This is a genomic window from Undibacterium sp. Ren11W (assembly GCF_049340485.1).
GTDB lineage: Bacteria > Pseudomonadota > Gammaproteobacteria > Burkholderiales > Burkholderiaceae_D > Undibacterium.
The window spans coordinates 301,861-325,654 of the sequence record NZ_JBMPPB010000002.1 but is presented as its reverse complement, the minus strand read 5'-3'; the positions used below and the strand labels follow the sequence as shown (position 1 = coordinate 325,654).

Annotated in this window: 26 protein-coding genes; 18 read left to right on the top strand and 8 right to left on the bottom strand. The window is 52.0% G+C overall.

What is annotated here, in order from left to right; all coding sequences use genetic code 11:
• The first annotated feature begins 95 nt into the window (after positions 1-95).
• Positions 96-770, top strand: coding sequence for a response regulator (locus ACO0K8_RS08115; protein WP_422946150.1), 675 nt, complete (start codon positions 96-98; stop codon positions 768-770).
• A complete protein-coding gene (locus ACO0K8_RS08110) occupies positions 767-2,197 on the top strand; it encodes a sensor histidine kinase (RefSeq protein WP_422946149.1) in 1,431 nt (476 codons plus the stop codon). The genes ACO0K8_RS08115 and ACO0K8_RS08110 overlap by 4 nt, the downstream gene beginning before the upstream one ends.
• 163 nt (positions 2,198-2,360) lie before the next feature.
• Here ACO0K8_RS08110 and ACO0K8_RS08105 read toward each other — a convergent pair whose 3' ends face one another.
• A complete protein-coding gene (locus tag ACO0K8_RS08105; RefSeq protein ID WP_422946148.1) occupies positions 2,361-3,302 on the bottom strand; it encodes a foldase protein PrsA in 942 nt (313 codons plus the stop codon).
• Positions 3,303-3,508: 206 nt separating this feature from the next.
• Positions 3,509-4,597, bottom strand: coding sequence for an AraC family transcriptional regulator (locus ACO0K8_RS08100; RefSeq protein ID WP_422946147.1), 1,089 nt, complete (start codon positions 4,595-4,597; stop codon positions 3,509-3,511).
• A 90-nt stretch (positions 4,598-4,687) separates the two neighbouring features.
• On the opposite strand from ACO0K8_RS08100, the gene ACO0K8_RS08095 reads away from it, so the two are divergent.
• From ACO0K8_RS08095 to ACO0K8_RS08055, 9 genes are all read left to right on the top strand, one after another.
• On the top strand, positions 4,688-5,323 hold the full coding sequence (locus ACO0K8_RS08095) for a hypothetical protein (RefSeq protein WP_422946146.1): 636 nt from the start codon (positions 4,688-4,690) through the stop codon (positions 5,321-5,323).
• Positions 5,324-5,530: 207 nt separating this feature from the next.
• Entirely contained in the window at positions 5,531-6,412 is an 882-nt protein-coding gene (locus tag ACO0K8_RS08090; RefSeq protein ID WP_422946145.1) for an EamA family transporter, read from the top strand.
• A gap of 241 nt (positions 6,413-6,653) precedes the next feature.
• Positions 6,654-8,354, top strand: coding sequence for a hypothetical protein (locus tag ACO0K8_RS08085; protein WP_422946144.1), 1,701 nt, complete (start codon positions 6,654-6,656; stop codon positions 8,352-8,354).
• Positions 8,355-8,395: 41 nt separating this feature from the next.
• Complete coding sequence (locus ACO0K8_RS08080; protein ID WP_422946143.1) at positions 8,396-9,178, top strand: glycosyltransferase family 2 protein; 783 nt, start codon at positions 8,396-8,398, stop codon at positions 9,176-9,178.
• Between the two features lie 9 nt (positions 9,179-9,187).
• Positions 9,188-9,595, top strand: a complete 408-nt coding sequence (locus ACO0K8_RS08075; RefSeq protein ID WP_422946142.1) for a GtrA family protein — start codon at positions 9,188-9,190, stop codon at positions 9,593-9,595.
• Between the two features lie 130 nt (positions 9,596-9,725).
• On the top strand, positions 9,726-10,463 hold the full coding sequence (locus tag ACO0K8_RS08070) for a class I SAM-dependent methyltransferase (protein ID WP_422946141.1): 738 nt from the start codon (positions 9,726-9,728) through the stop codon (positions 10,461-10,463).
• Between the two features lie 24 nt (positions 10,464-10,487).
• Entirely contained in the window at positions 10,488-11,129 is a 642-nt protein-coding gene (locus tag ACO0K8_RS08065; RefSeq protein ID WP_422946140.1) for a class I SAM-dependent methyltransferase, read from the top strand.
• Positions 11,126-12,124, top strand: a complete 999-nt coding sequence (locus ACO0K8_RS08060; RefSeq protein ID WP_422946139.1) for a glycosyltransferase — start codon at positions 11,126-11,128, stop codon at positions 12,122-12,124. The genes ACO0K8_RS08065 and ACO0K8_RS08060 overlap by 4 nt, the downstream gene beginning before the upstream one ends.
• Positions 12,121-13,095 carry an NAD-dependent epimerase/dehydratase family protein gene (locus tag ACO0K8_RS08055; protein ID WP_422946138.1) on the top strand — a complete coding sequence of 325 codons (975 nt, stop codon included), beginning with the start codon at positions 12,121-12,123 and terminating at the stop codon, positions 13,093-13,095. The genes ACO0K8_RS08060 and ACO0K8_RS08055 overlap by 4 nt, the downstream gene beginning before the upstream one ends.
• A gap of 23 nt (positions 13,096-13,118) precedes the next feature.
• On the opposite strand, the gene ACO0K8_RS08050 is transcribed toward ACO0K8_RS08055, so the two are convergent.
• The 6 genes from ACO0K8_RS08050 to ACO0K8_RS08025 form a co-directional block, all read right to left on the bottom strand.
• Complete coding sequence (locus ACO0K8_RS08050) at positions 13,119-13,745, bottom strand: hypothetical protein (RefSeq protein WP_422946137.1); 627 nt, start codon at positions 13,743-13,745, stop codon at positions 13,119-13,121.
• A gap of 222 nt (positions 13,746-13,967) precedes the next feature.
• Positions 13,968-14,480: a hypothetical protein gene (locus ACO0K8_RS08045; protein ID WP_422946136.1), complete on the bottom strand. Its 513-nt coding sequence runs from the start codon at positions 14,478-14,480 to the stop codon at positions 13,968-13,970.
• A 97-nt stretch (positions 14,481-14,577) separates the two neighbouring features.
• On the bottom strand, positions 14,578-15,240 hold the full coding sequence (locus ACO0K8_RS08040; protein ID WP_422946135.1) for a PEP-CTERM sorting domain-containing protein: 663 nt from the start codon (positions 15,238-15,240) through the stop codon (positions 14,578-14,580).
• A gap of 176 nt (positions 15,241-15,416) precedes the next feature.
• On the bottom strand, positions 15,417-16,460 hold the full coding sequence (locus ACO0K8_RS08035) for a MerR family transcriptional regulator (RefSeq protein ID WP_422946134.1): 1,044 nt from the start codon (positions 16,458-16,460) through the stop codon (positions 15,417-15,419).
• Positions 16,461-16,659: 199 nt separating this feature from the next.
• A complete protein-coding gene (locus ACO0K8_RS08030) occupies positions 16,660-18,243 on the bottom strand; it encodes a hypothetical protein (protein ID WP_422946133.1) in 1,584 nt (527 codons plus the stop codon).
• Positions 18,240-19,109, bottom strand: coding sequence for an ABC transporter ATP-binding protein (locus ACO0K8_RS08025; RefSeq protein WP_422946132.1), 870 nt, complete (start codon positions 19,107-19,109; stop codon positions 18,240-18,242). Before ACO0K8_RS08025 ends, ACO0K8_RS08030 begins: the two co-directional genes overlap by 4 nt.
• Positions 19,110-19,416: 307 nt before the next feature.
• Between ACO0K8_RS08025 and ACO0K8_RS08020 the strand changes: the two genes are divergently transcribed.
• From ACO0K8_RS08020 to ACO0K8_RS07990, 7 genes are all read left to right on the top strand, one after another.
• Positions 19,417-19,623, top strand: coding sequence for a YgaP family membrane protein (locus tag ACO0K8_RS08020; protein WP_422946131.1), 207 nt, complete (start codon positions 19,417-19,419; stop codon positions 19,621-19,623).
• Positions 19,624-19,720: 97 nt separating this feature from the next.
• Positions 19,721-20,245 carry an RNA polymerase sigma factor gene (locus ACO0K8_RS08015; RefSeq protein ID WP_422946130.1) on the top strand — a complete coding sequence of 175 codons (525 nt, stop codon included), beginning with the start codon at positions 19,721-19,723 and terminating at the stop codon, positions 20,243-20,245.
• Between the two features lie 296 nt (positions 20,246-20,541).
• Positions 20,542-20,949, top strand: coding sequence for a hypothetical protein (locus ACO0K8_RS08010; RefSeq protein WP_422946129.1), 408 nt, complete (start codon positions 20,542-20,544; stop codon positions 20,947-20,949).
• Positions 20,950-21,081: 132 nt separating this feature from the next.
• Entirely contained in the window at positions 21,082-21,456 is a 375-nt protein-coding gene (locus ACO0K8_RS08005) for a nuclear transport factor 2 family protein (RefSeq protein ID WP_422946128.1), read from the top strand.
• A gap of 181 nt (positions 21,457-21,637) precedes the next feature.
• Complete coding sequence (locus tag ACO0K8_RS08000; protein WP_422946127.1) at positions 21,638-22,042, top strand: SRPBCC family protein; 405 nt, start codon at positions 21,638-21,640, stop codon at positions 22,040-22,042.
• Positions 22,043-22,451: 409 nt separating this feature from the next.
• A complete protein-coding gene (locus ACO0K8_RS07995; RefSeq protein ID WP_422946126.1) occupies positions 22,452-23,213 on the top strand; it encodes a ubiquinone/menaquinone biosynthesis methyltransferase in 762 nt (253 codons plus the stop codon).
• Complete coding sequence (locus tag ACO0K8_RS07990; protein ID WP_422946125.1) at positions 23,188-23,637, top strand: hypothetical protein; 450 nt, start codon at positions 23,188-23,190, stop codon at positions 23,635-23,637. Before ACO0K8_RS07995 ends, ACO0K8_RS07990 begins: the two co-directional genes overlap by 26 nt.
• Positions 23,638-23,794: the final 157 nt, after the last annotated feature.

The window sequence follows — 23,794 nt, the reverse complement described above, 5'->3', positions numbered from 1 at the left end:
GCGAAGACGGTAGCGCGTGTTTTGCGCGCCCGCGTTAACGCGAAAGCCAGAGAAGTTTTACCGATTTTTTATAGTTACAAAGGCGAAGACAAGGAATGCGTATTTTATTGGTGGAAGACCATCTGGAACTATCGCGCTGGCTGGCGAAGGCCTTGGAAGACGCCCATCTGACGGTGGAATGTGCAATGAACGGAGCCGATGCCGATGCCCTATTGCATACCCAGGAATACGCGCTGGTGATACTCGATCTGACCCTGCCGAAAATGGATGGACTCGATGTGCTCAAGCGCCTGCGGGCGCGTGGTAGCAAGGCACCGGTATTGATTTTAACCGCGCGCGGTGGTCTCAATGAAAAAGTTCAAGGGCTCAATTTAGGCGCCGACGATTACCTAGCCAAACCGTTTGAACTGGCCGAATTAGAAGCGCGCGTCAAGGCCCTGCTACGCCGTTCACAAGGCAACGAGGCGGTGACCCTGCTGTGCGGCGAACTCAGCTTTGATACGGTAGCACGCCAATTTTCTTATGCCGCCAATCTGATGTCGCTGACGCCGCGCGAGCATGCGGTGCTGGAAGCCTTGATCACAAGGCGCGGCCAGGCGGTTTCCAAAGAAAAATTATTTAATGAAGTGTTTGCACTCGATGATGACGCCAATCTGGACGCCATCGAAATCTACATTCACCGTCTGCGCAAGAAGTTAGAACAGGTTAGCGCCGGGGCTGTGGCGATCACCACCTTGCGTGGCATCGGTTATCTGCTGGAAGCCCGATGACGGCAAAGCCGGACGCGGTCGGCAGTCTGCGCGGCCAGTTTCTGCGATGGTTGCTGATACCACTAGTGGCATTGGTGGCAGCCAATGCTTTTTCGGTGTACCGCAATGCGCTAGACGCCGCCGATCTGGCCTACGATCGCTCCCTGCTATCGACTGCCCGAGCGTTAGCGGAACGGGTTGCCATCCTCGACGGCAAGGTCGTTGTTAACGTGCCCTACGTGGCGCTAGACAGTTTCGAGACCGATACTCTGGGCCGCCTGTACTACAAAGTGAGCGGCGTGAATGGCGAATTCGTATCAGGTTTTGAAGACTTACCTGGCTTGCCGAAAAACGTGCCGCGCTCGGATATTTATCCGGCCCTGGTACATTTTTTTCACGCTGATTATCAAGGTCAGGCGGTGCGCATCGCGGCCCTGCATCAACCGGTGTATGACGATCAGATGCGCGGCATCGCCCTGATCGAGGTGGCCGAAACGGTGGACGCCAGACGCGGCCTGTCGCGCACCATTTTGATCGACACCCTGCTACGCCAGGCCGCCCTGTTGCTGGCCGTTGCGCTGCTGGTATGGGTGGCGCTGCGTTTTGTCTTGCATCCTTTGATGGAATTAAAAACCGTGGTCGAGGCGCGCGCACCGACCGATTTATCCGATTTTGACGCCAGCCTGGTGCACAAAGAAATCCGCCCGCTGGTCAATGCCATGAACGGTTATATGGCCAGGCTAGAAACCCTGATCAGTAGCCAGAAACGCTTCATCGCCGATGCCTCGCATCAGCTACGCACTCCACTGACCGTGCTCAAGACTCAGGCCGAATTGGCCTTGCGCGAAAACGATCCGCTAGCGATGCGCCAAATTGTCCAGAGTATTGCCGGCACCACCGACGCCACAGTCCATCTGGCTAACCGTTTATTAACCCTGGCACGTACCGGACACGGCATCGCTGAGGCCGAAATGAGCCCGCTGTCGCTACGCGAAGTGCTGCATCAGGTGTGCGTAGAACTGGCCTTGCCAGCGGTAAAAAAACACATCGATCTATCGTTAGAAGCCGAGCAAGATGTGCGTATCTACGGCCACAGTTTGCTGCTGCATGAGATGCTGAGTAATCTGCTAGACAATGCGCTGCGTTATACCCCGCCGCACGGCCAGATCGCGATCCGCCTGTGCGCCGTGAATCTGGCGCTGGCAGACGGCGCAACCTATGCACAGCTGGTGATGGAAGACAGCGGCCCCGGCATCCCGGCCGCCGAACGCGACAAGGTGTTCGAACCTTTCTATCGTGCCTTAGCCGCCGGTGACAGCAACCCGGGTGGCACCGGTCTGGGTCTCAGCATAGTGCGCGACATCGTGGCTCTGCACCGTGGTCAGATACGTTTAGGCGAGGGCGCCAACGGCAAGGGTTTGCGGATAGAGTTGTTGCTACCACTATGAGCAGGCATTAGTAGGAGCTACTCTCGGGGGCATCGCGGCACCCAAACATGCAAACAGCGCTAAGCGCAAAAAAAAAGCCCCGGCTGTAGCTACAGTCGGGGCTTTTTTTCAGTGCAGAAGTATGTGCAGCGCGGGCCACCAATACATCGCTACACCAGTTTGATTACTTCTTAGCAGGCTCAGCAGCTGCCGGCGCTGCTACCGGTGTTGCTGGCGTTGCTACGGCAGCCGAGGCTGGTGCAGCAACTGGCGCAAGCGCAGGAGCGGCGGTGATCTCGATCTTGGCTTTAGCCTTCATATCATCGAGCATTTTTTTCATGTTTTGCTGTTGTACTTGTTGAGTCAAGCGCGGCTTAACTTGTTCCAGAGTCGGAATAGGATTAGCACGTGTGTCGTCCAACATGATCACATGGTAGCCAAATTGCGATTTAACCGGCTCTTCGGTGAATTTGTCTTTTTCCAGTTTGGCCACTGCAGCGCCAAATTCTGGCACCATGCCACGTGGATCAAACCAGCCCAGATCGCCGCCCTTGTCTTTAGATCCAGGATCTTTAGATTTTGCTTTAGCCAGTGCTTCAAAGGCCTTAGGATCTTTTTTCAGCTTAGCGATGATGTCTTTCGCATCGGCTTCTTTTTCTACCAGAATATGACGCGCTTTATACTGATTGCCGGCCGCTTGTGCCTTGATCTTGTCATATTCGGCCGTCAGCATGGCATCGGTGACGGTGTTGGTCTTCATGTAGTCTTGCACATAGGCGTCAGCCATGACAGATTGCTTGATCATTTCTAATTGATCGACAACTTCCGGTGTTTTATCCAAGCCCTTTTTAGCCGCTTCTTGCGCGACGATCAATTGCATGGCCAGATTGTCGATTATCAATTTGCGCGATTCAGCGTTGTCTGGCATGCCTTGGCTGGCTTGCTGCTTCAAGATCATCTCGACTTGTTTCTGGCTAATCGCGGTACCGTTCACGGTAGCGGCAACCGCAGCAGGGCTAGCACTAGTGCCGGCAGCGACAGTCTTATCGGCGTCTTTAGAATTACAGGCACTTAAGGCCAACAGCGCAACAGCACTAGTCAGTACGACGCGGGACTTGATCAACATCTTTATCTTCCTTTATGGGTGAGCTATTTGGTTTGCAGGGCGTAGCGCTGGCTGCACCTGCAGCTTGAATGAAAAACGACAGCGAATTCTACCCGTGATTGAGATAAATTACACAAAACTCACTTTTTGTTACCGATTTTTTGATTTCAACAGAGATTAAGCCTCCTCAACGCCTCGGCGCAGAGAGAGGCAAAATGAAGGATTAGCTAAATGAGGGACCGCGCCTTGGCTAGCGGCGCGCAAGACTTGGCGCTGGCGCCCAAACGCCAGCGTTTGGGCGTGATCCCACTCCAGCGTAAAAAGGCACGACTAAATGCGCTTTGCTCAGAATAACCTAGCAATAGCGCCACTTCCGGCAAGGCCAATCTGTCATCGCGCAAATAGTCTTGCGCCAGACGCCAGCGCGTATCGTCCAGCAAGACGCGGAAACTCCAACCACGTTGTTGCAAGCGCCGGCGCAAAGTGCGGCCTGACAAATGCAGATCCTGGGCGATGCCATCCAAGGCAGGTTCGCCCTGCGGCAACCGATGCAAGATTGCTAGACGTAAGTCTTTTTCCAAGGCGTCTTGCTGTGGCAATGCGGCAAACAGGGCCTGCACTTGCTGCTCCAGCATCGCCGCCAGTGCCGGATCGGCTCTACGTAATGGCAGCTGCAACAAGCTGGCGTCAAAAATCAATCGGGTCGCGTTCTGCTGAAATAGCACAGGACAGCCAAACATCTGGGCATACGGCGCGACATCGGCCGGTGCCAGCTCGACAAAATGTAGAGCCACTGGTGTCACCTTTGCATCGGTGATGTCACGAGCAAACTGCACCAGCGCCGCCATTCCGCATTGATTCGCTAACAAGCCGATGGCGCGCGAATCACTGCCCCATTCCAGCACCAGGCCGGCGCCATCCTGATAGTAGTATACCGGGCTGACATCATGCACCAGACGCTGATAGCGGATGTAGCGGGCGATGGCAACACTGACCGAACTCGATGCCAGTAACACATAACCTAGCGGACCCAGATGCGCCGGTCTGATGCTCGCGCCCAGATGCAAACCGAGCGCTGGATCTTGCAGATACAGTGCTGCCTGCTCTAGCATTCTGCGCCAGCTTTGTGCCGGGTAAGCGGCGCCTGGCACAGCTCTTGTGTCTGTGACGGCATTGCTGAGTGCCAGTCCCAACACCTGATTGGGATCCTCGCCCAGAGCTTCCAGATAATCAAACAAGAGACCCACATAGCTGGCCGGGACGCTACCGCTGACGATTGCCGGCGGCTGAGGTTGGGAGAACACGGAAAGTTTCATGGCCTGAATTGTCAATAAATATGAGCGCTGCTGTCAATACTAGTCATAACTCCGCAGCCTACAATCAAAAAAATACAACAGGAGACCCCTATGATTGCCCCCTACGCCGCCCAAGCCCACGCCCTGGTTCGTGATCCCTCACATTTTCAGTGGTATGTGATCCCCCTGCTACTGCTGGTACTGCACGCCTACGGTGAACAAGCCGCTGAAAAGCGCTGGAATGTGCTGCTAGGCGCTATCGCTTTTTGGTTGATGGATGGGGTAAATGAAATCTGGAACGGTCTGCTGTTTCATTTCTCCGGCTACGCGCCGGCCTGGAGCACTCCCGGTGAATCGGCCTATGTGCTACTGATAGGTCTGAATATAGAAATCAGTTTAATGTTTGCCGTCATGGGACTGTTTGCCATGCGCATGTTACCGGCCGAGCGCAAGCTTAAGCTGCTAGGCATGAATAACCGTTGGCTGCTGGCCAGCGTCAGCTCGGTCCTGTGCGTGATCGTCGAGCTAGGTCTTAATCATGTCGGCGCCTTGAGGTGGGAATGGAGCGGCTGGAACGCCCATGTCCCTTATCTAATCTGGCTAGTCGGCTACATGCCCTTCTTCGTGGTCGGCTATTGGGTGCACGACATGCCATCGCGCCGCCGCCAGATTGCCACCGTGGCGACACTCGCCGCTAGCGTGGCGCTAGGTCTGCTAGTGTTTGCCGGTATCCTCGGATGGATCTGATCCCGCCGCATTGAGGCAGCATTCATATAGCGGTTTTTTCTCAAGGCGAGACGCAATCTGGCTGCGGCTCGTGGCACGATATGCTGCCAGCAGCCGCAGCCAGATTGCGTGATGAGTTTTTGAAAACGAAGACAGACCGATTGATCGCGATGAATTTTGTTACACTGTCGCGCTCTTTCCCGTCTTTCATTTTTTGATTTCAAACTCGTGTCCCATTCCGCCTTTCTGCTCGTCATCCTCGCCGGTTTCATTCATGCACTATGGAATATCGCCGCCAAAAAAGCCGGCGGCGATGTACGCTTTGCCGGTTTTACCTGCATCATCATGATGCTGGTCTGGGCCCCGGTCGGTCTGTATTTCGGCTGGCAGGTGGTGCCGCAATGGGGCTGGCTGGAGTGGAGTTTTGTCGGTGCCAGCGGGGTTTTGCATGTGCTGTATTTCATCACCCTATTGCGCGGTTACCGCAAAGCCGACCTGACTGTAGTCTATCCGCTGGCGCGCGGCTTCGGCCCTTTGCTCTCGTCCAGCGCGGCGATACTTTTTTTAGGCGAGCGCATTTCTCTGATCGGTGCGCTAGGCGTCATTGCGGTAGTCGGTGGCGTATTCCTGATCGCCGGTGGCCCGCGCTTATTCCGCCAGCTTAAGGATCAGACCCAACAGCTGCGCCTGCGCAAGGGCATTTTTTACGGTCTGTTAACCGGCTTGTTTATCGCCGGCTATACGGTACTCGATGGCTATGCCGTCAAAGTCATCCTGATCTCACCTATTCTGGTCGACTACTTCGGCAACTTCATCCGTCTGGCCTTACTGCTGCCAGCCCTGTTGCGCGATAAGCAGGCGACGCTGACATCCTGGCGTCTGGAATGGAAATACGCCTTCATCGTCGGCGCCATCAGCCCTATCTCTTACGTGTTAGTGCTATACGCCATGCAAAGCGCCCCGCTCAGCCATGTCGCACCGGCACGCGAAGTATCAATGCTATTCGCCGCCCTGATCGGCGGCCATTTACTGGGCGAAGGCGACAGACTACAACGCGTAGTCGGCGCGCTCTGCATCGCGGTGGGTGTGATCGCGTTGGGGAATTTTTAGGCCTAGTCTTTTATATCTTCAGTGATATCTATTTTTCATTCTTCGTGTTTTGAGTATGCCAAGTTGTCCTTCATGCGAAGACCCTAACGATCACCGGATGAATATGAAGCACTTCGATTGGTGGGTTTGAGTATTCTAGGTGTATGAATGGAAAAATGCAGGATTATCAAAATGCGTAAGGCATCGCCTGAAAAACTTTGCACCATTGCGCTTGAGAAGATGCGCTAGAATAAAAAACACTATGAAAAGAAATATGCTGAATAGAATAAGATTTATACAGTGTGGAATATTGCTATCTCTCTTGAGCTTATTGGGATTGTCTGTGCATCTGGCCTTGCATCGCATCTTCCAGGTCGACGAAGCACAGAATCTGTTTATGATCAGGATGCTTGCGACACATCAGAGCGATCTCTATTTTACGAATGCCCTGCTGTGGATGCTGGGGCCAATGAGCTGGCTAGTTGGCACATTGACTGAATCGGTCAAAATCTTCGACTGGGCTCGCCTGCTTTTTCTTGGGGTGTACTTACTGAATATAGTCTTGCTGGCTCTAAATGTCGGCAGGAAAATGATGTCCTATCCCGGGTTGCTAGCTCTTTTCGGCGCGGCCACTCTTGCGCCTCTGTGGGACTATGGTTTTGAAGTCCGACATGACAATCTGATACTCACCGGTTTGCTTCTCATGTGGTGGCTCGGGCGTGTCTCCCCCCTTGGGCGATGGTCCTACTTTGGTTTGGGATTTTTAAGCATATTGATGCCTTTCGTAAGCTTCAAAGCGATTGCCTACTCAGCGCCTCTGAGCCTGGTTTTTCTATTATTTCCACCACCCGGGCATAAGGTGCATCAATCTATTCTTGTCAAAACATGGATACTGGGAACCATTGCTAGCGCAGCGGCAGTAGTTATGGCCTATCAATTCTCTTCGGCAGGCCCAGTATTCTTAGCTGGGATAAAAGCTGGATTGACGAGCGGTACAAATGTAATAAGGTTCGACCCAATAATTGCACTGGATCGCTTGCCCTTACAAATTCCCCTGATCGAAGGACTCGCGGTGTTGGCCGTGGCGTGGGTTCTCATTAAAGTACTTTCCGATCAAAAAGAAGCGTTCACTTGGGACGGGCTCCTTCCAGAGGCTTTGCTTTGCCTTGGAAGTTTTGCGTTGCTATTGATCAATCCTACCCCCTACCCCTACAATTTGGTGAATCTTGTTCCGTTTGCCTACCTGCTTGCATTCCGCTTCGCGGCGCCATTTGTCGAGTTCAAATACGAGAATCACCAATTCCAAACCCGTTTGCTTGGGCTGATGTTTTTTCTGCATATAACCCCTTTCATTCTTGCCATGCCTAGGCACCTAGAGTACACAAATGATAGACAGAAAATATTGATACAAACCGCTGAAGCAATGACAGATCCCCGCATGGACCGGGTCTATGATGCCGTAGGCATGCTTCCGACCCGGGCCTCCATTGGATTTAATTGGTACAACCATTCATTAAACAGAGCGGCATTTGCCAATGGGACTATCCCATCGGTCTCTGCAATGCTCACCGAACACCCTGCCTCGGTCATAATCAGAAGCTACCGAACCGAAATGATGTCTAACTCAGACAAAGAATTCATCCGTACCCACTACATCGCTATAGCAGATGATTTCTGGGTGCTAGGACGTACCCTTGCGCTAGGTGGTGGTGACTATACCGTAAGTCACTCTGGTCGCTATATGGTGCAGCAATTTGACCGCGGTCGCTTTCTTCCGCTACGTGATGCGCTTATGGCCGGCAAGCCTATTTCAGAGGAGCCAATAGAACTAAACTTGGGCACGGTACAGATCCAGTGTGCCCCAAACGTCCAGCCTGCAGTCGTTTGGATTGGCCCTTCTTTGAAGACACTACCCGTACTTGGGAAAGGAAATCATTCCAACTTATTTCGAAATTTTTATTAATCATGCTCAAAAAATCACCTCTTCCGCTTGTCTCCGTCTGCATGCCTGTTTTCAATGGTGGAGCCTACCTTGAACTGGCCATACGCTCGGTGCTGGAGCAAAGCTATACAAATTTCGAACTACTGGTGTTTGATGACTCATCCATTGATGGCAGCTGGGAAATCCTTCAGAATATCCGAGATCCGCGTGTCATTCTAGAGCGCAATCCTGCCAATCTTGGCCCGGAAGCAAACTGGAATCGTGCACTTGGCGCCGCGCGTGGAAAATATATTAAGTTGTTCCATCAAGACGATCTGTTGCTGCCCGATTGCCTGGCACAACAGGTTGAAGCGCTGGAACAACACCCCAATGCGGTGCTGGCTTTTTGTCGCCGCGACATCATCGGACCGAATGGCAAGAAACTGCTCAGTCGTAGTGCAGGTTGGAATGATCGTATCCTTGAGCAGTCTGAAGTTATTCAGCGTTGCGCACTAAAAGGCACCAATATTGTCGGCGAACCCAGCGCGGTGCTGCTACGCGCCGAGGTGGTTGCTGCCGTAGGACCATTCGACGGCTCTATTCCCTACCTGATCGATCTTGATTATTGGATACGGATGATGGCGCATGGCTCCGGCTGGTATAGTGATTCGACACTGAGCGCTTTTCGCGTCTCAGGTGGGCAATGGAGCGCAGCAATCGGGAAGACACAGGGACGAGAATTTTCTATGTTCCTTGATCGACTAGCGGATGGCCCGCTACGAGGACATCGGTTTCTTGTGACCTATGGTAGGGTTCGCGCGCATATAAACGCTGTCCTGCGCTCTATCCTTTATAGGTTTCTTTAGGAGCAACACGTGGCAACATTACCAGTAATTTATCGCTCGATCTTGCGCCTGATTCGTTTTTCGATTGTTGGATTTATCAACACAGTTGCGTCCTATCTGGTGTTCGCATTGTTCATTTGGGTCGGAGTTCATTATGTGTTTGCATCATTGGCGGCAAGTTCGATAGGCATGTTGATGGGATTTAAACTGCATGGCGCGTTCGTCTTTGACCATCCGGGAGATCACCGTTTTTTACGTTTCATGGGCATTTCTTTTCTAATTTTTGCTTGCAGTTTAGGTATCCAAGCACTGGCACGTATCAGCGTGAATGATTACCTGGCTGGCGCCATTGCTGCTGCTATCACCATTCCTATTTCATTCTTGTTAAATCGGACTTTTGTATTCCATGCACCGGACGACCTACACTGTGAAAGGTAAAAATACGTTGAACAATTCATCATGTCTTATATGCGCAGGACAAACACTGGAACCCATGCTGTTAGGATGCGCCGATCTATATCTCAGAACCTCGTATGTGGTGGACTACGGGGTTTGCAAGGATTGCGGCTTGGTTCAACAGATGCCGATTCCTGTTAGCACCAGCGACTTCTATCCAACTAGTTATCCTATGCATCATTCGCGTGGACGGCTGTTTATGTTTGCGCGAAAATTTTTGATTCGGGGCGTCTATTTTGATCCAAAACCCAGCGACCGCACTAAAACCCTGCTCGATTTTGGTTGCGGGGATGGCTCTTACCTCGAATCGATACTCGGACGCGTAGGGCGTAGAATTGGATTTGAAGCCGAGCCGAATCAAGCACGTCAGGTCGGGGCACAACTGGGTATCGACGTAATCAGCAATCAACTCGATACACAAATCGTGCCCAACGCAAGCGTTGATATTGTGACGGCTCATTTTGTACTGGAACACTTAACTGATCTTGACGGCGCATTTGAATATTGGCGACGCATCCTGAAACCCGATGGGCGCTTACACCTTGCCGTTCCCAACATCAACTCCTTCGAGGCCCGGTTGTTCGCAAAAAAATGGCATGGCCTTGATTCACCTCGACATATAAGCTTTCCCCATGGTAAAAATATGTCGAGGCTGGCCGAAAAGCATGGGTTTCGAATCGTACGTGATTCCTATGGAATTTTTCCGAATACCTGGGCGGCGAGCATTGCCACTGTCATTTCCGGGCATTTCAACAAAAACATTTTCTTGTTGATGATGCCAATTGGATTTTTACTTGCATGTTTGATGCCACAATCGACGGCAATTTACGAATTGGTAAATACTGATTAAGTTCACCTAAAATGGGATGTAATTATGAAGGCTTTGTTTTTATATGTAATGCAAAAAATATTGAATTTCAAAAGAAATAAAATAATATTGGCCAATATCAATAATGATATGCAGGTAATTGCCGACTTTGGCTGTGGCCACTTTCCGAATAAGTACGCCAACGTTTTGGTAGACTCCACGCAAAGCGACAATGAACAGCGCGGTGGATTTAAAGTATCCCGTGGCTCAAAAAATGCGATTTTTCATGATTTAAATTTAAACGAATTTCCTTACCCTTTCAAGGAAAAGGAGTTCGATTTTGTAATTTGCAGTCATGTCTTGGAACACCTTGATGATCCGGTCCGGGTTTGCGCGGAATTTTCAAGAATTTCGAAGGCAGGTTATATTGAAGTTCCCAATTATTGCATTGATCTCTTTATAAAAAACAACGATATCATTCATAAATGGCTATGTGCGCTAGGTGCGAAGTCGAATTCGCTTGTATTCACGAACCGTCGGGATTTTTTGAACACCTTTCCATCCTCGGAGCTCAATATATTTCTTCGATTTTATCTCCAGCTGACAAATATCCACTATGTATGGCGTGATGAAATTGAAGCTAATTACTCTGTGTTCGATATCGTCGTTAAAGCGCCAGAGCAATGCTGCCCTCAAAAAATAATATGACCAATTCAATAAATTTTTCTGACCACATCCTGCGTGTCTCCATCGTGGTGCCAGTGTTCCAGGGCGAATTGACCTTGGATGACCTGATCGAGGAAATTGTCCCTCTCACTGCACCTAGTATGACGCCAGCAAAAAATCGCTTCCAAGTGATCGAGGTGATCCTGGTTAACGATGGTGCGCTGGATGGTTCATCCGACGTGATCTTGGGTCTAGCGAAACGGTATCCGTTCGTCAGACCCATCTGGCTATCTAGAAATTTTGGGCAACATCCTGCAACGCTCGCCGGCATGGTCAGTACAGTCGGCGATTGGATTGTCACGCTCGACGAGGACGGACAGCATGATCCCGCATTCGTGGGGCCTATGCTCGACCAAGCCTTGGAACATGGAGCGCAACTGGTTTATCCCAAACCGGAGAATGTTGCACCGCATGCTTGGTGGCGCAATCTGGCCAGCAAATTCGCAAATGGCTTAGGCCGGAAACTTCTCGGTGATCGGTCAGCTGGAGGTTTTTCAAGCTTCAGACTAATACAGGGAGAGATCGCGCGAAGCCTGGCGGCATTTTGTGGCCCGGGCGTATTTCTCGATATCGCGCTGTCGTGGGTCGTTGGACGAGTTTCCTTCTGCCACATCGTACTTCGGAACGAGCGCGGACGCAGCTCTGGCTACTCACTGAGAAAGTTAATGGCCCATCTCTGGCGCCTTATTATGACCGCTGGTACGCTGCCGTTGAGAATCATTGCATTGACGGGATGTCTGACCATACTGATCTCAATTGTTATCACGATCTATCTGCTGTGGGGTAAATACGCACATCAAGTACCGATTCAGGGATGGACCTCTTTAATGATCGCAATAAGTCTCTTTTCTGGATTGATTCTATTCTCCATCGGGGTGATCGCCGAGTATTTAGGTATGCTGCTCATCATGGCCTTGGGCAAACCACTTTACCTGACAGTGACTGGGCCAAAGCCCAAAGACAAAGACGCTTTATGAGTAATACATTGGCCTGGGTATTGGGCGGAGGAGGCTTGCTGGGATCCAACGTCTTGCAGGCCATGGCGCAGCACAGATTTGGCATAGAACCATGGCGACTTGGATCGTCTGGAATCCCATGGAGAAACCCGGTTCAAGGCCGACAAGTTTTAGAGGCGCAAACATTGGAGTTTGTCCGGGAAGTGAATACCAGAGGATGTAGCTGGGCCGTCTTGTGGTGCGCAGGTTCCGGCGCGGTAGGAAGCTCCAATGAAAGTCTTCGGGTTGAGACAGATTATTTAAACTGCTTGCTCTATGCACTTGGCAAACAGCTTCCGCAGCATCGGGGCAAGGTGCTCTTGGTCAGTTCTGCCGGTGGCGTGTACGGAAATAATCACAAGCAACCGCTAACTGAGACATCAAGCTGTCAGCCGATTTCGGATTACGGCAGAAATAAGTTACTCCAGGAAAGTATGCTTCAGGAATGGGTGAAGGAGCACCCCGAAATTTCGACTTTGGTTGCACGCATTTCCAATTTGTATGGCCCAGCACCACAGATAAATACCGCCCATGGCTTGATCCCACACATTTCCCGCAGCATCTTACATCGAGTACCTATCAATATTTTTGTCCCCTTGGACACTTCGCGTGACTACATCTACGTAGATGATTGTGTTTCTAGTTTGCTGGAGGGATTATCACGACTAGGAGAAAATGGTCGCGAACACGTTTTAAAAATCTTTCACTCTGGAGAAACGAAAACGATTGCTGGACTCATCGGTGTATTTTCAAGACTAACACACGGTCGTGTCAGAATAGTCTGCGCGACCAGTCCGATCGCATCCCAGCAATCACTACAGCTACAGTTCCGTTCCACGGTCTGGGTGGATCTGATGCCAGAACAAAGCATTAGCCTAACAATCGGCGTCCAGCGGGTGCACGCGCACATGCTTTCGATATTTCAAACTGGACGGTTACCACCGGTGCGCTAGACATTGTTCTAATGCCGAAAACATCAAGGGCGTTCACCCATAAAAATCACACGTGGACAAGGTGTTTTCGGTTCTGAGGCAGGGCACCAGAACGACACCGTAATCGCCCAGCGCTGGCAGGATATTTCTATCAGATCGGGGGTTTCGCCCTGGCCCAGATTGCAGGTCGATTGCAATGCTGCATCAAGAGATTTGGCTTGGAAATAGCCATAGCCGCTGATTTTTTGCACAGCCTGGTAAGCCAGTTTCGGATCTAAGCTGCCGGGGCGCATCACCAACTGACGCTGCCTGAGCTGGACCAGGGTTTCCAACTCGGCCTGGGCGCAGCTCCATTGTTTCGCGCTGCGTACGCATTGCGCCACGTAGTACAGCGGCTGCCCCTCTAGGCGCGCATGCGGACGGCATTTGACGTCGGCATAATTGGCGGCACTGGCGTTCGCTTCAAAGGCGCGTGCATCGATCTCGGCCAGCGCCATCCCATATTTTTGTCCGCACACGACCTGCTCCAGTAACATACTTTCGTCGCGGCTGAATTTGGCAGGAAAGGTTTGCGTTTGCGCCACTGCCGCGACGGCGGGCGCGCTCAGTTGCGACAGCAAGATGGTAGTCAGGCAGAGTAAGCCATGGCGAATGCGGTACATCGATTTCATTTTCTATCCGGGCCAGACATTTTTCAGTGTTTCTTCAACAGATTGGCCGTAAGAGTGGTTGAAGCGGGCGGGGTAAGGCTAGAGCCTATTTTACATGGCTAAGGAAACTTCTAAAATCCCCAAACTGTAAGCGCAATATCCATGCGCCTAGTGGCACGATATCCGGCTGCAGGCCGCATCGGGATTGCGGCAGCGATTTGCTAAGGCATCAGCCTAAGATCATCAATTACAGCCTTCCACCAGACTAATGGTTTTGCTGCCGGCATAGATGGTCTCGACTTTATCGTTGGCAATCTCAAACTTCATGCCGCGGCTGCGCTTGGCGTCCCAGAGAAAATAGTAAAACCCTTTTTCATCGTACTTATGCACTTCTATCTCTAGCTGTTTGCCAAACAGGCGCTTGAGTTTTGCGCTGGAGTCGCCGACTGCCACACCTGATTTGGTGAGTATGCCAGGTGAGTTTGCTTCTATGTGCGTAATCCGGCCGTGCTGCAGCATCAGCGTGACTCCAGCGTGGCCCTGCGCAGCCGACATAAACTTGCAGGCCGAGCCAGGTGGGCCTTCGCTCGCTGTGATGAGCTTGCTGCCGAGTAGTGACTCGGCTTGTTTGGCCGTCATACCCGGCTGTAGCGGACCGTAGCCAGCGCTGCTTAAACGCCAGTCGTCTGCCGCCCATAATGCGTTTGAGAACAGCGTGGCAATCAATAAACTCGATAACGTGAATAGATACTTCATAAAACCTCAATCCGGAGTATAGAAAAATCATTAGCTCGCTAGCATAAAGCAAAACGCCCGCGAACTAGCGGGCGTTTTGGATAGCCAATGCTGGTGATTACTGCGCTTGACGGCACTCACGATGCGCAATTCGCGGATAGCGCTGACTGCGACGTCTGGCTAGCAGCATGCCAGACCAGCACAGTGTAGCTAAGGCGAATAGGGCGAGGCTGTCGGGTTCTGGTACTTCGCTCGCGGCTATTTCAAAACTAATGGTATCGATGGCGAAATCCTCATTTCCTAAAATTCTGACTTTCGCGATATTGCCTGCACTGCCGGCAATATGCCCTACCGAACCGGCGCTAGCGAAGCTGTTTAGGCTCATCAAATCGACTTCGATGAGATTATTCAAGAGGTCATAATAATTCACGCTGAAAGTAAACTCGCCAGCACCGTTGATAATATCGAAATTGAGATTATTCACCAGACTAGAGAAAGTGAGGTCGATATAGCCATCTAAAGTGCCATATAAATTTATGCCCGAGGTTTGCATATTCGACCACCCCTGATAATTCATCACCACCGCGCTAGGCCCGGAGCTCACGGTCAGATCCGGATAGCTGACGACATTGTATGCGCCACTGCCAAAACAGCAATCGACGGGTGCGCCTAGTTCATCAAAATTGTGTGTGATCGGTGCCGCAACGCTAGAAAGTGCCGTTGCCATTGCCATCAAACCAAGAATGCAGATGACTAGCTGTGCCCGTAAATTCGACGTCATGATGGATCTCCCTGAATTATTATTAATGATTTCAGGAAGCAAGCATTTTCTATGCCGCAATAAATTAAATGAAGTAAATCAATCGCTTAATACGGAATTTGTGAAAAAATCAACGACAGACCTGTAAAGAAAATCGACAGTTTCTAGCGCGGGTTTATCGCCGCGGCATCGCTTTCTCAACAGACCGCATCCACCCCGGCCGCCCGCACAAAGGACAGCAGCGCCTGATCGACACCGGTGCGTGCCAATCGCTGCGGCTCTTGTTGCAGCGCCAGCCACATTTTCTGACGCGTACCAGCATCAACGCCGGCAAAGGCTTGCGTGAGTTGCTCCCATTCGGCGCAAGCGGCCTGCACCTGCACCGAATCTGCGGCCGCAGCGGCATGCATCAAGGCGCGCATACGGGCGATCAGGGGCAACCATGCCGGCCCGTTTTTGCCATAGCTGCTGCGTAGTTTTTGCATCTCGGCCTGATTTAGATAGCGCGCATAAATGGCTAAACGTTGCTCGGCCAAGGCCGCGGCCATATACGCCATCATGGCTGGGTCTATGCCGGTTTGTACTTGCATGCTGCTCTCTTGCAGCATCATCTGGGCCGACTTGACCATCAGGTCTGGTTTGCCACCGGTAAATTGCTGGACCAGATCAGACCAGCGCTGAGCCGCCTGCTGCACTCTGGGCTCGTCCACTGGACAAGCCGCTGCCATCAACTGTTTCACTTCTGCGATCAAGACTGGCCAGCTCAATTGCGCCTCAACCACCACAGTATCGTTCTTGCGTCGCTGCAGCTCGGCCTGCTCATCGCTGCTGAAATATTTGTCATACATCGTCATCAACTCCAAAGTTGCCAGCCAATCGGCCAGTTCCGGTTCAAGCCCGCCTTGCTGCGCCTGTTGCAGCGTGTCCTGCAAATTACTGAGGCGATCACGTAAGCGCACGGCCTGGCTGATCTGCAGATTCAAGGCCTGTAATTGGCGCGCTATCAGACCAGGCAAAGCCTCGCCTTCACTCGCCAGCGTGGTAGCTACCTCGGCTAATGACAAACCGAGTTGGCGCAAGGCCAAAATGCGGTGCAAGCGCGCCACATCGTTGCGGTTATACAGCCGGTAGCCAGCCTCGCTGCGCGCGGATGGTGAGAGCAGCCCCAGCTCATCATAGTGATGCAAAGTACGCACCGTTAAGCCGCTACGGCTAGCCAATTCACCTATTTTTAATAACATAGCCTCACCTCCATAACGCTACTTTCCAGCCTCACCTAAGGTCAGGGTCAAGCACTATTGTATATTTTTGCAGCACAGGTCGGCCAGCGCGCATATTCCATGCGCCTGTTCGGCCTGCCTGGCTGGAAACCCGCATGGGATATGCGCGCTGGCCGGTTGCTGTTTTTAATTTTCTTAGTTTGCCTTTAGCACGCCCACATCAGCGGGCGCGCCTGATTGTATGCGCATAGCCTGCCACCAGCAGCGCCAGCGTCATCAGGGCATGCTGCGCGATCGAAGTGCGATCGGCGGCACCGTTAAAGCCCAGCAGGTCTATCCAGGCGACGCCGTTCGCATTGATCGCCACGTATAACCAAAACAAAGACAGTGCCAGGAAGCTGCGCGAGCTGCCGGTGCAGCGTCCTAAGACAGTCGAACCAGCGGACAAGGCGCAGATGCCGACCAGCAAGGCCAATAGCTTGATAGGCTGGTGGGCGAACAAGCCCAAGCCAATTGGCAGCAGTAACAGCCAGCCGAGGATAATAGGCGTCGCCAGATGGCGCAGATAGCGGCTAGTCGCGCCGCCGCTGCTGGCGTGTACCAGGTTCTCAGTATCGGCCTGATAATCACGGCTGCCGATATCGGCGATCCACAATAGCCACACCAGAGTGGCGGCCAGCATTAAGCCGGACAAACTGGCGGCGGGTGCAGCCAGCGCCAGCAGCGGCATCAGCAGTAAGGCCAGGATTGCCGCCGGCGCACTGGCCAGACTCAGGGCCAATTCTGCCACTAGTTGGCCGCCCAGACCTGGCACGCGGGTAGCCAGTGCAAACACCGGCCGCGCCAATGCCGCCATCGGGCGCAAGGCCTGATTGAGCCACTGCAAAGGGTTACGACGGCTGTTGCTGAGGCTAGGCTTGAGCTTATCGCCTGAGTAGCGGTGAAACAGCAGCAGCGCCGGTACTAGCGGCGTGAGCGCCACCACACCGCAAGCGAGCCGGTAATAAATCGGCAGTGACCACCACAGCGCGTCTGGCAACAACAGCGGCGTCATGGCCGGATTAAACGGGCCACCGCCCAAGGCAATCGCGGTGGTTCCAAAATGATGCAGCAAGATCAGCATGATGCTGCTCATGCCGAAAAAATCGAAGAGCATGATGCCTGATTCATCGGTGCTAATAGCGCGGCCAGCCTCGCCTTGCGCCACCAAGACCGCGCACCAGACGATGAAATACAGCAGATCACCGAACTTGCCCATCAAAGGTACAAAACTATCGAACAAGAGCGCGCAACTACTGCAAAAAAAGATCAGCGGCAGCAGCATCAGGGCATAGCTTTGCAGATACAGCATCGGCTGTATTGGGCCTACGCCTATCAGCGCTTGCTTTAGCATGATGGTCAGCATCACTACGCCGCCTATCAGACTCAGGTAGGCGACATTGCCTAGCCAGCGTCCCAGTAAAAACCAGGCACCGCTGACCGGCGTGCTGGCGATCACACTAGCGAGGCCCTGACGCAGATCTTCGCGCACCCGGCCGCGCACCAGATAAAAGCCAACAAAGCCTAATAGCATGGCGCTTAAGGTGGCGCTGCCTAGCGCCAGCGCGGCACTATTGTAAGCAGTGCGCGTGCCATCCACCACCATCATTGCCACCCCGGTTTTAGGGTCAAGTATCATGGCCCAGGTGGCCGCCGCTACCAGTAACAACACCACTACGCTGCTGAGGCGGCGCAGCCGCAGACGTAATTCTAGCTGCACCAGGCTAAGCAGAAGATGTAAATGCAAATGCAGATGCAGCTTCATGCGGCTTGCTCCAGACTGGCGTAGCGTTGCGCCATCAAGGCTTCTTCCAGACTAGGTTCGGCCAGCGCGGCGTCTGCGCAGGGGCTGTGCGGATGGGCGATGCGTAGATTAACGCTGCTACCGATACGCTGTGCCTGCAACACATTGACCCTGGCTGAGAGCGCCTCAAAATCGCTGTGCGCGACCTGTGCCGACCAGATCTGGCCACGCGCTTGTTGTAGGAAGACCTCCGGGCTTTGATGTGCGATCAATTTGCCCTGACGCATAATCGCCAACTCGCTGGCGATACTCGCCACATCAGAGACGATATGGGTGGACATGATGACCAGTTTTTTAAACCCCAGCTCGGCCAGTAAATTGCGAAAACGTAAGCGCTCTTCCGGATCGAGACCGGCGGTGGGTTCATCGACGATCAGAATATCGGGATCATTGAGCAGCGCTTGTGCGATGCCTAAGCGCCGCCGCATGCCGCCAGAAAAAGTGGAGGCCGGTTTATGCGCATGTTCATGCAGGTTCACCATTTCTAGCAGCTGCAACAGACGCGCCGGATTGCGCACCCCTTTGAGCGCAGCAAAATACTGCAAAAATTCGAGCGCGCTGAGATTAGCGTACACGCCAAAATCTTGCGGCAAATAACCCAGGCGCTGGCGTATCGCATTCGGTTTTTTAACGATGTCGACACCTTGAAACAAGATCTGCCCGCTGTTGGGGCGCGTGAGTGTTGAGATCATCTGCATCAGGCTGGTTTTACCGGCACCATTGTGGCCGATCAGACCCACCACGCCCTGCGTCAGGGACAAGTTCACATGGTCAACCGCTGGCGCATTTTTTCCATAGGTTTTTACTACTTGGCGTATTTCCAGCATGATGCGCTTCCTCGCAGGGTCTTAATCAGGCTAGCACTGTACTGCGCCAAGTGAGGGCAAGCCAGCGCCACCCGACAGGCTGCCTAAAGCTTGGGCCAGAGCGAAAAATACGCCGCATAAAACGCAAATCGCTGGTTTAAGAAAATGAGGACTTACGCAAAATTGCTCCGGCTAGGCGCTTGCAACGACGCTGGGGCGGTTTTGCCTAAGTCCTAAAAATATATTTTTCCAAGCGCGTATCCAAACTGCACATGCTCGCCTCTTAGTTGGTGAGGGATGTCCTCATCACCTAGAATTGGAAAACATCATGTTATATGCAAAAAATTTACCTGCGTGGGAACGTCTGGCACGTATCATTGCCTCAGCCTTGGCAGTGGCAGCGAGTTTTTATTTTTTTAGCGGCAATACCGCGCTGTTGCTAGCCGGTTCGGCGCTCGGCTTCGCCCTCACTGGCCTGGTCGGCTTTTGCCCTATGTGCGCCATGGCCGGACGCCGCATCACTAAAGACCAATAAATCTAAGGCAAATAAGCACAACCGGGCGCATCATCTGCCCCCCGGTAGTGCTAGCAAAATCGGCAGCAAATCGCACCCAAAATGCAGGCGGAATAGCATGAAATTATCAGAACAAAATTTAGGCTTACTCACTGCCGCCAAGATCGGCGACCCCAGCGCGCTCAATCATGTGCTGATCTTATGCCAGCCCGATATACGGCGCTATGCACAACGCCATTGCGCCATCAGCGATGTCGACGATGCGGTACAAGAAAGCCTGCTGATACTCTCGCGCAAAATCGGCACGGTACAAGCGCTGGCGGCCTTGTCCGGCTGGCTGTTTAAAGTGGTGATGCGCGAATGCCGCCGGCTAGGACGCACACTGCTGCGCTACGATCCCTACGAAGAAGAAAAGCTGGAAACCTGGCTAAACACACGCAGCACCGATCAATTGCGACTAGAACTGATACAGGCACTAGAATCGCTACCGCAAGACTATCGCGAGATCATCTTACTGAGGGATTTTGAAGAGCTCACCATAGGCGAAATCGCCCAGCAATTAGGGCTGACCCCAGGCGCCAGCAAAAGCCGCCTACACCGCGCCCGCCTGCTAGCCCGCGAGTATTTACTCGGTAGCCAATAAGCAGCTTGCGCCAAGCTGAGTTCAGCTTACGGCAGGAGCACATCCAAAAACGATCACACAATCTGGCTGCGCCTGCTGGCAGCATTTCGGCCTGTAGGGCGCATGGGGTATGCGGGATGGGTTTTGGTTTTGAGAAATCGTTTGCGTGCGCTGGTGCGATTGCAGGTCAAATTGCTAGTAATTTAATAAACGTTTCGCTTACAATTTGAACCATGAGCGCCACGCGATGTGCTGCGTATAAACGTTTTCATTAGGTTACCTAGTTCTATAAACCGATAGATCAATCAAGGAGCACCATGGACCCAGTAACAATGATTTTGGCATTAGCACTTAAGAATCCCCAAGCAACGTCCGAGGCTATCCATTCCTACAACAAACCGGGACAAGTCGATACTGGCCAACTCCAATCGAGCGTCGCTGATTTCGCGATGGAAACGCTTACTTGTTATCACAAAACAGCGCGATTTAGAGGTGTTGATATTTTAGGTGCGCCTTGGCGCGAACAAGAAAAATACGGAGCAGAGGGATCTGTCGTAATTCGAATTAATTTCTCAGGAATGTCTGGCCTTCCGTATCAAATGATCGTTGCTGCTATGGCGAAAAGTGGAAGCTACCGTACATTTGTGATACATGAGAACGCATCCATTAATTACAATAAAAATTGTTCACTGGAGCGCTGGACAAAAACAGATGCAACTCAATAGGTACGATTGTTTAGCGCGGTAGGCTGGGCTAGAGCTTCATCAGCCCAGCACACGCGTACAACCACTAGCGGCGCGTTGAAATTGCCGACTGGATGTGAATGAGCTAGTTATTTATCAAGAGGAAAAATGCGTATGACACCGACAGAATTGATGAGAGAGTGGGTCGCTAGGTTCAATGCAGCAGACATACAAGGCTTGGCGGATATGTACACGGAAGACGCTGTTAATGAGCAAGCCGTTCTTGCTGAACCGTTGGTAGGCCGCTCGGCAATCCGCAAATTGCTTGAGGTCGATTTCGCTCGAGCAAAGATGGTGTGTATCGAAGAGCGTATCTATGAGTGCGGAGATACTGCGATTCTTCAATGGCGAGACCCACTCGGTTTGAAAGGTTGCGGGTTCTTCCAGTTTAGGGATGAAAAAATCTGCCATCAGAAGGGATATTTTGATCAACTATCGTTCTTTAAGGCGCAGGGCTTACCGGTACCACGTGACTATCTCAATTCCTAAGCACGGTAGGCTGGGTTAAAGCTTCATCAACCCAGCCTACACATGGTCACACCGAGCAGCGGCAAATTAAAATTGTCGGCTAAATGTGGCTAGGAATGCTGGGCTTAGCAGCCCGGTCTACGAGTTATGCTGCACGTCCATTTAATTTCAAACTTAGTTGTCAACCACAAGGAGTAAGACCATGAAAATTTCCGTAGAAAGCATCGTCAAAGCGCCCATCGCCAAAGTCTGGAGTGCTTACACCACGCCGGACGACATCAAGCAATGGAATGCGGCTTCTGATGACTGGCACACTACCCAAGCCAGCGTCGATTTGCGTGCCGGTGGGGCGTTTTCATCGCGCATGGAAGCCAAAGATGGCAGCTTCGGTTTTGACTTCGCCGGAACCTACACCAAGATCGTACCTAATGAGCTAATCGAGTATGCATTCGGCGACCGTACTGGGGTAGTCGAGTTCATAGAGAGCGAAACAGGCGTCACGCTACGTGTAACTTTCGAAGCTGAAAACGAATATCCGGAGGAACAACAACGCCAAGGATGGCAAGCTATCCTGAATAATTTCGCCAGACACGTTGAAGCCAGCTGAACCTGGTAGGCAGGGATAAAGCTTCATCAGCCCGGCACACGGACGCAATGGCCAGCGAGGGATTGAAATGGCCGACTAGATCTGCACAACTATGCCGGCCTTACTAGCGGCGCCCATCAACATATCCAAACCAACCACGCAATCTGGCTGCGCCTACTGGCGGCATTTCGGCCTGTAGAACGCATGGGATATGCGGGTTGGATTTGAAATTGAGAAAATTTTCTTGTCTGCGTCTGCACGATTGCAGGTCAAATTGCTAGCAAGACGGCAAACGTATCGCATACAATCCCTCAGCGTATACGTTTCGCAGGCATTACAGTCGAACAAACTTTATCCGCCGCAAGCAGCTCGCGGATCTTATTTTTTGCGTTCCGGTGCGGCGGGTCTACGCTATTATCCAGCATAATAAATGAGTACTGATGACACAGCACCGCAGCAAAACGCTGCTGAATTCGCATGGCAGAACGATGACGTCTTTGGCCGTATAGCGTCCCGCTACGACCAGCTATGCGATGTCTTTAGCTTTGGCATTCACAGACTCTGGAAACGGCGCGTCGCACGACGTATAGCAAGTGAAGATTGGCGTACGCTACTGGATGGAGCGACCGGAACCGGCGACATTATTCTTCGCGTGCTGGCCGATTCTTCAACTCAAGGGCGCACCGTCATTGCATCGGACGTAAGCGCAAAGATGCTCGCTATCGCAGAACAACGCCTACGCGCCTTCCAAGACGCGGTAAGCCTCAGGCTGCTGGATGCCGAGAACATGTCGGCCATACCAACAGACAGTATCGACGCATATTCCATTTCACTCGGCCTAAAAATTTGTAACCGCCACCTAGCAGTCCAGGAAGCACTACGAGTTCTCAAGCCGGGTGGCAGACTCATCGTCTTAGAGGCATCCAATATTCGCTGGAAGTTACTGCATCGCGCCTATCTGGCATACATGACCGTCTGTATGCCGGTACTTGGCTGGCTGGCAAGCGGCGGTGACGCGTCTGCATACAGTTACTTATTACAAGGTGTTCGCGACTTCCCGACCGCAGAGCAGCTTGCTCAAGAGTTGCTCAACCATGGTTTCGAGGAAGTCACTTTCGAGCGACTATCACTTGGTATCGTCGCGATACACACCGCGCGCAAACCAGGTGCAAAACCCTATTCCCAACCCTGAAATCAATAGGATGCTTTTCATTAAGGCGAAAAAAGCTCTCATGCCAAGCGTTATACCGTATTTTTTAGAGATATTTCACGAGTATTTACCGAGGATTTACCGAGGATTAATTTCAAACGCTTTTCACGTTGCCCGCGATTCGGCAACGAACGCAGCCGAGGATAAAACCCAAAAAATATCTCAAAGCGATATGGATACGTCTGAAGACACGCCATATATTATGTTCATGTTCAGAACAGCCAAAGAACAACGTAGTGCCGAACAAGTTGGAGTGGTTGCCTTGCTTAAGAATGTTTCGATGCGCGAATTGAGAAAATTCCCTTGCGTGTCACATTTATTACAAAAAGTTGATATTTGCATTCGAAACGAAGAGGAAAACTACGATGAGACTTGGGTAGGCTCAAGATATGGTGGTAACTCGTAATACCTAGGGTTCAATTGCCACCTGCGTACTGCGCCAAATAGCGGGCAATTGCATGAAAGAAAAACTTAGTCCACGAAAGGTACGAAAACAGAAATAAGCGAAAAAAGCAATCAGGACCAGTGGGAAATGCATAGGCTCATAGGACGAAGCCAGTGCG

Excerpts from the sequence above, each read along its gene's own strand:
- ACO0K8_RS08115 (WP_422946150.1), top strand. The coding sequence starts at position 96 with ATGCGTATTTTATTGGTGGAAGACCATCTGGAACTATCGCGCTGGCTG.
- ACO0K8_RS08110 (WP_422946149.1), top strand. The coding sequence starts at position 767 with ATGACGGCAAAGCCGGACGCGGTCGGCAGTCTGCGCGGCCAGTTTCTG.
- ACO0K8_RS08105 (WP_422946148.1), bottom strand. The coding sequence starts at position 3,302 with ATGTTGATCAAGTCCCGCGTCGTACTGACTAGTGCTGTTGCGCTGTTG.
- ACO0K8_RS08100 (WP_422946147.1), bottom strand. The coding sequence starts at position 4,597 with ATGAAACTTTCCGTGTTCTCCCAACCTCAGCCGCCGGCAATCGTCAGC.
- ACO0K8_RS08095 (WP_422946146.1), top strand. The coding sequence starts at position 4,688 with ATGATTGCCCCCTACGCCGCCCAAGCCCACGCCCTGGTTCGTGATCCC.
- ACO0K8_RS08085 (WP_422946144.1), top strand. The coding sequence starts at position 6,654 with ATGAAAAGAAATATGCTGAATAGAATAAGATTTATACAGTGTGGAATA.
- ACO0K8_RS08080 (WP_422946143.1), top strand. The coding sequence starts at position 8,396 with ATGCCTGTTTTCAATGGTGGAGCCTACCTTGAACTGGCCATACGCTCG.
- ACO0K8_RS08065 (WP_422946140.1), top strand. The coding sequence starts at position 10,488 with ATGAAGGCTTTGTTTTTATATGTAATGCAAAAAATATTGAATTTCAAA.
- ACO0K8_RS08060 (WP_422946139.1), top strand. The coding sequence starts at position 11,126 with ATGACCAATTCAATAAATTTTTCTGACCACATCCTGCGTGTCTCCATC.
- ACO0K8_RS08055 (WP_422946138.1), top strand. The coding sequence starts at position 12,121 with ATGAGTAATACATTGGCCTGGGTATTGGGCGGAGGAGGCTTGCTGGGA.
- ACO0K8_RS08050 (WP_422946137.1), bottom strand. The coding sequence starts at position 13,745 with ATGAAATCGATGTACCGCATTCGCCATGGCTTACTCTGCCTGACTACC.
- ACO0K8_RS08045 (WP_422946136.1), bottom strand. The coding sequence starts at position 14,480 with ATGAAGTATCTATTCACGTTATCGAGTTTATTGATTGCCACGCTGTTC.
- ACO0K8_RS08040 (WP_422946135.1), bottom strand. The coding sequence starts at position 15,240 with ATGACGTCGAATTTACGGGCACAGCTAGTCATCTGCATTCTTGGTTTG.
- ACO0K8_RS08035 (WP_422946134.1), bottom strand. The coding sequence starts at position 16,460 with ATGTTATTAAAAATAGGTGAATTGGCTAGCCGTAGCGGCTTAACGGTG.
- ACO0K8_RS08030 (WP_422946133.1), bottom strand. The coding sequence starts at position 18,243 with ATGAAGCTGCATCTGCATTTGCATTTACATCTTCTGCTTAGCCTGGTG.
- ACO0K8_RS08025 (WP_422946132.1), bottom strand. The coding sequence starts at position 19,109 with ATGCTGGAAATACGCCAAGTAGTAAAAACCTATGGAAAAAATGCGCCA.
- ACO0K8_RS08020 (WP_422946131.1), top strand. The coding sequence starts at position 19,417 with ATGTTATATGCAAAAAATTTACCTGCGTGGGAACGTCTGGCACGTATC.
- ACO0K8_RS08015 (WP_422946130.1), top strand. The coding sequence starts at position 19,721 with ATGAAATTATCAGAACAAAATTTAGGCTTACTCACTGCCGCCAAGATC.
- ACO0K8_RS08010 (WP_422946129.1), top strand. The coding sequence starts at position 20,542 with ATGGACCCAGTAACAATGATTTTGGCATTAGCACTTAAGAATCCCCAA.
- ACO0K8_RS08005 (WP_422946128.1), top strand. The coding sequence starts at position 21,082 with ATGACACCGACAGAATTGATGAGAGAGTGGGTCGCTAGGTTCAATGCA.
- ACO0K8_RS08000 (WP_422946127.1), top strand. The coding sequence starts at position 21,638 with ATGAAAATTTCCGTAGAAAGCATCGTCAAAGCGCCCATCGCCAAAGTC.
- ACO0K8_RS07995 (WP_422946126.1), top strand. The coding sequence starts at position 22,452 with ATGAGTACTGATGACACAGCACCGCAGCAAAACGCTGCTGAATTCGCA.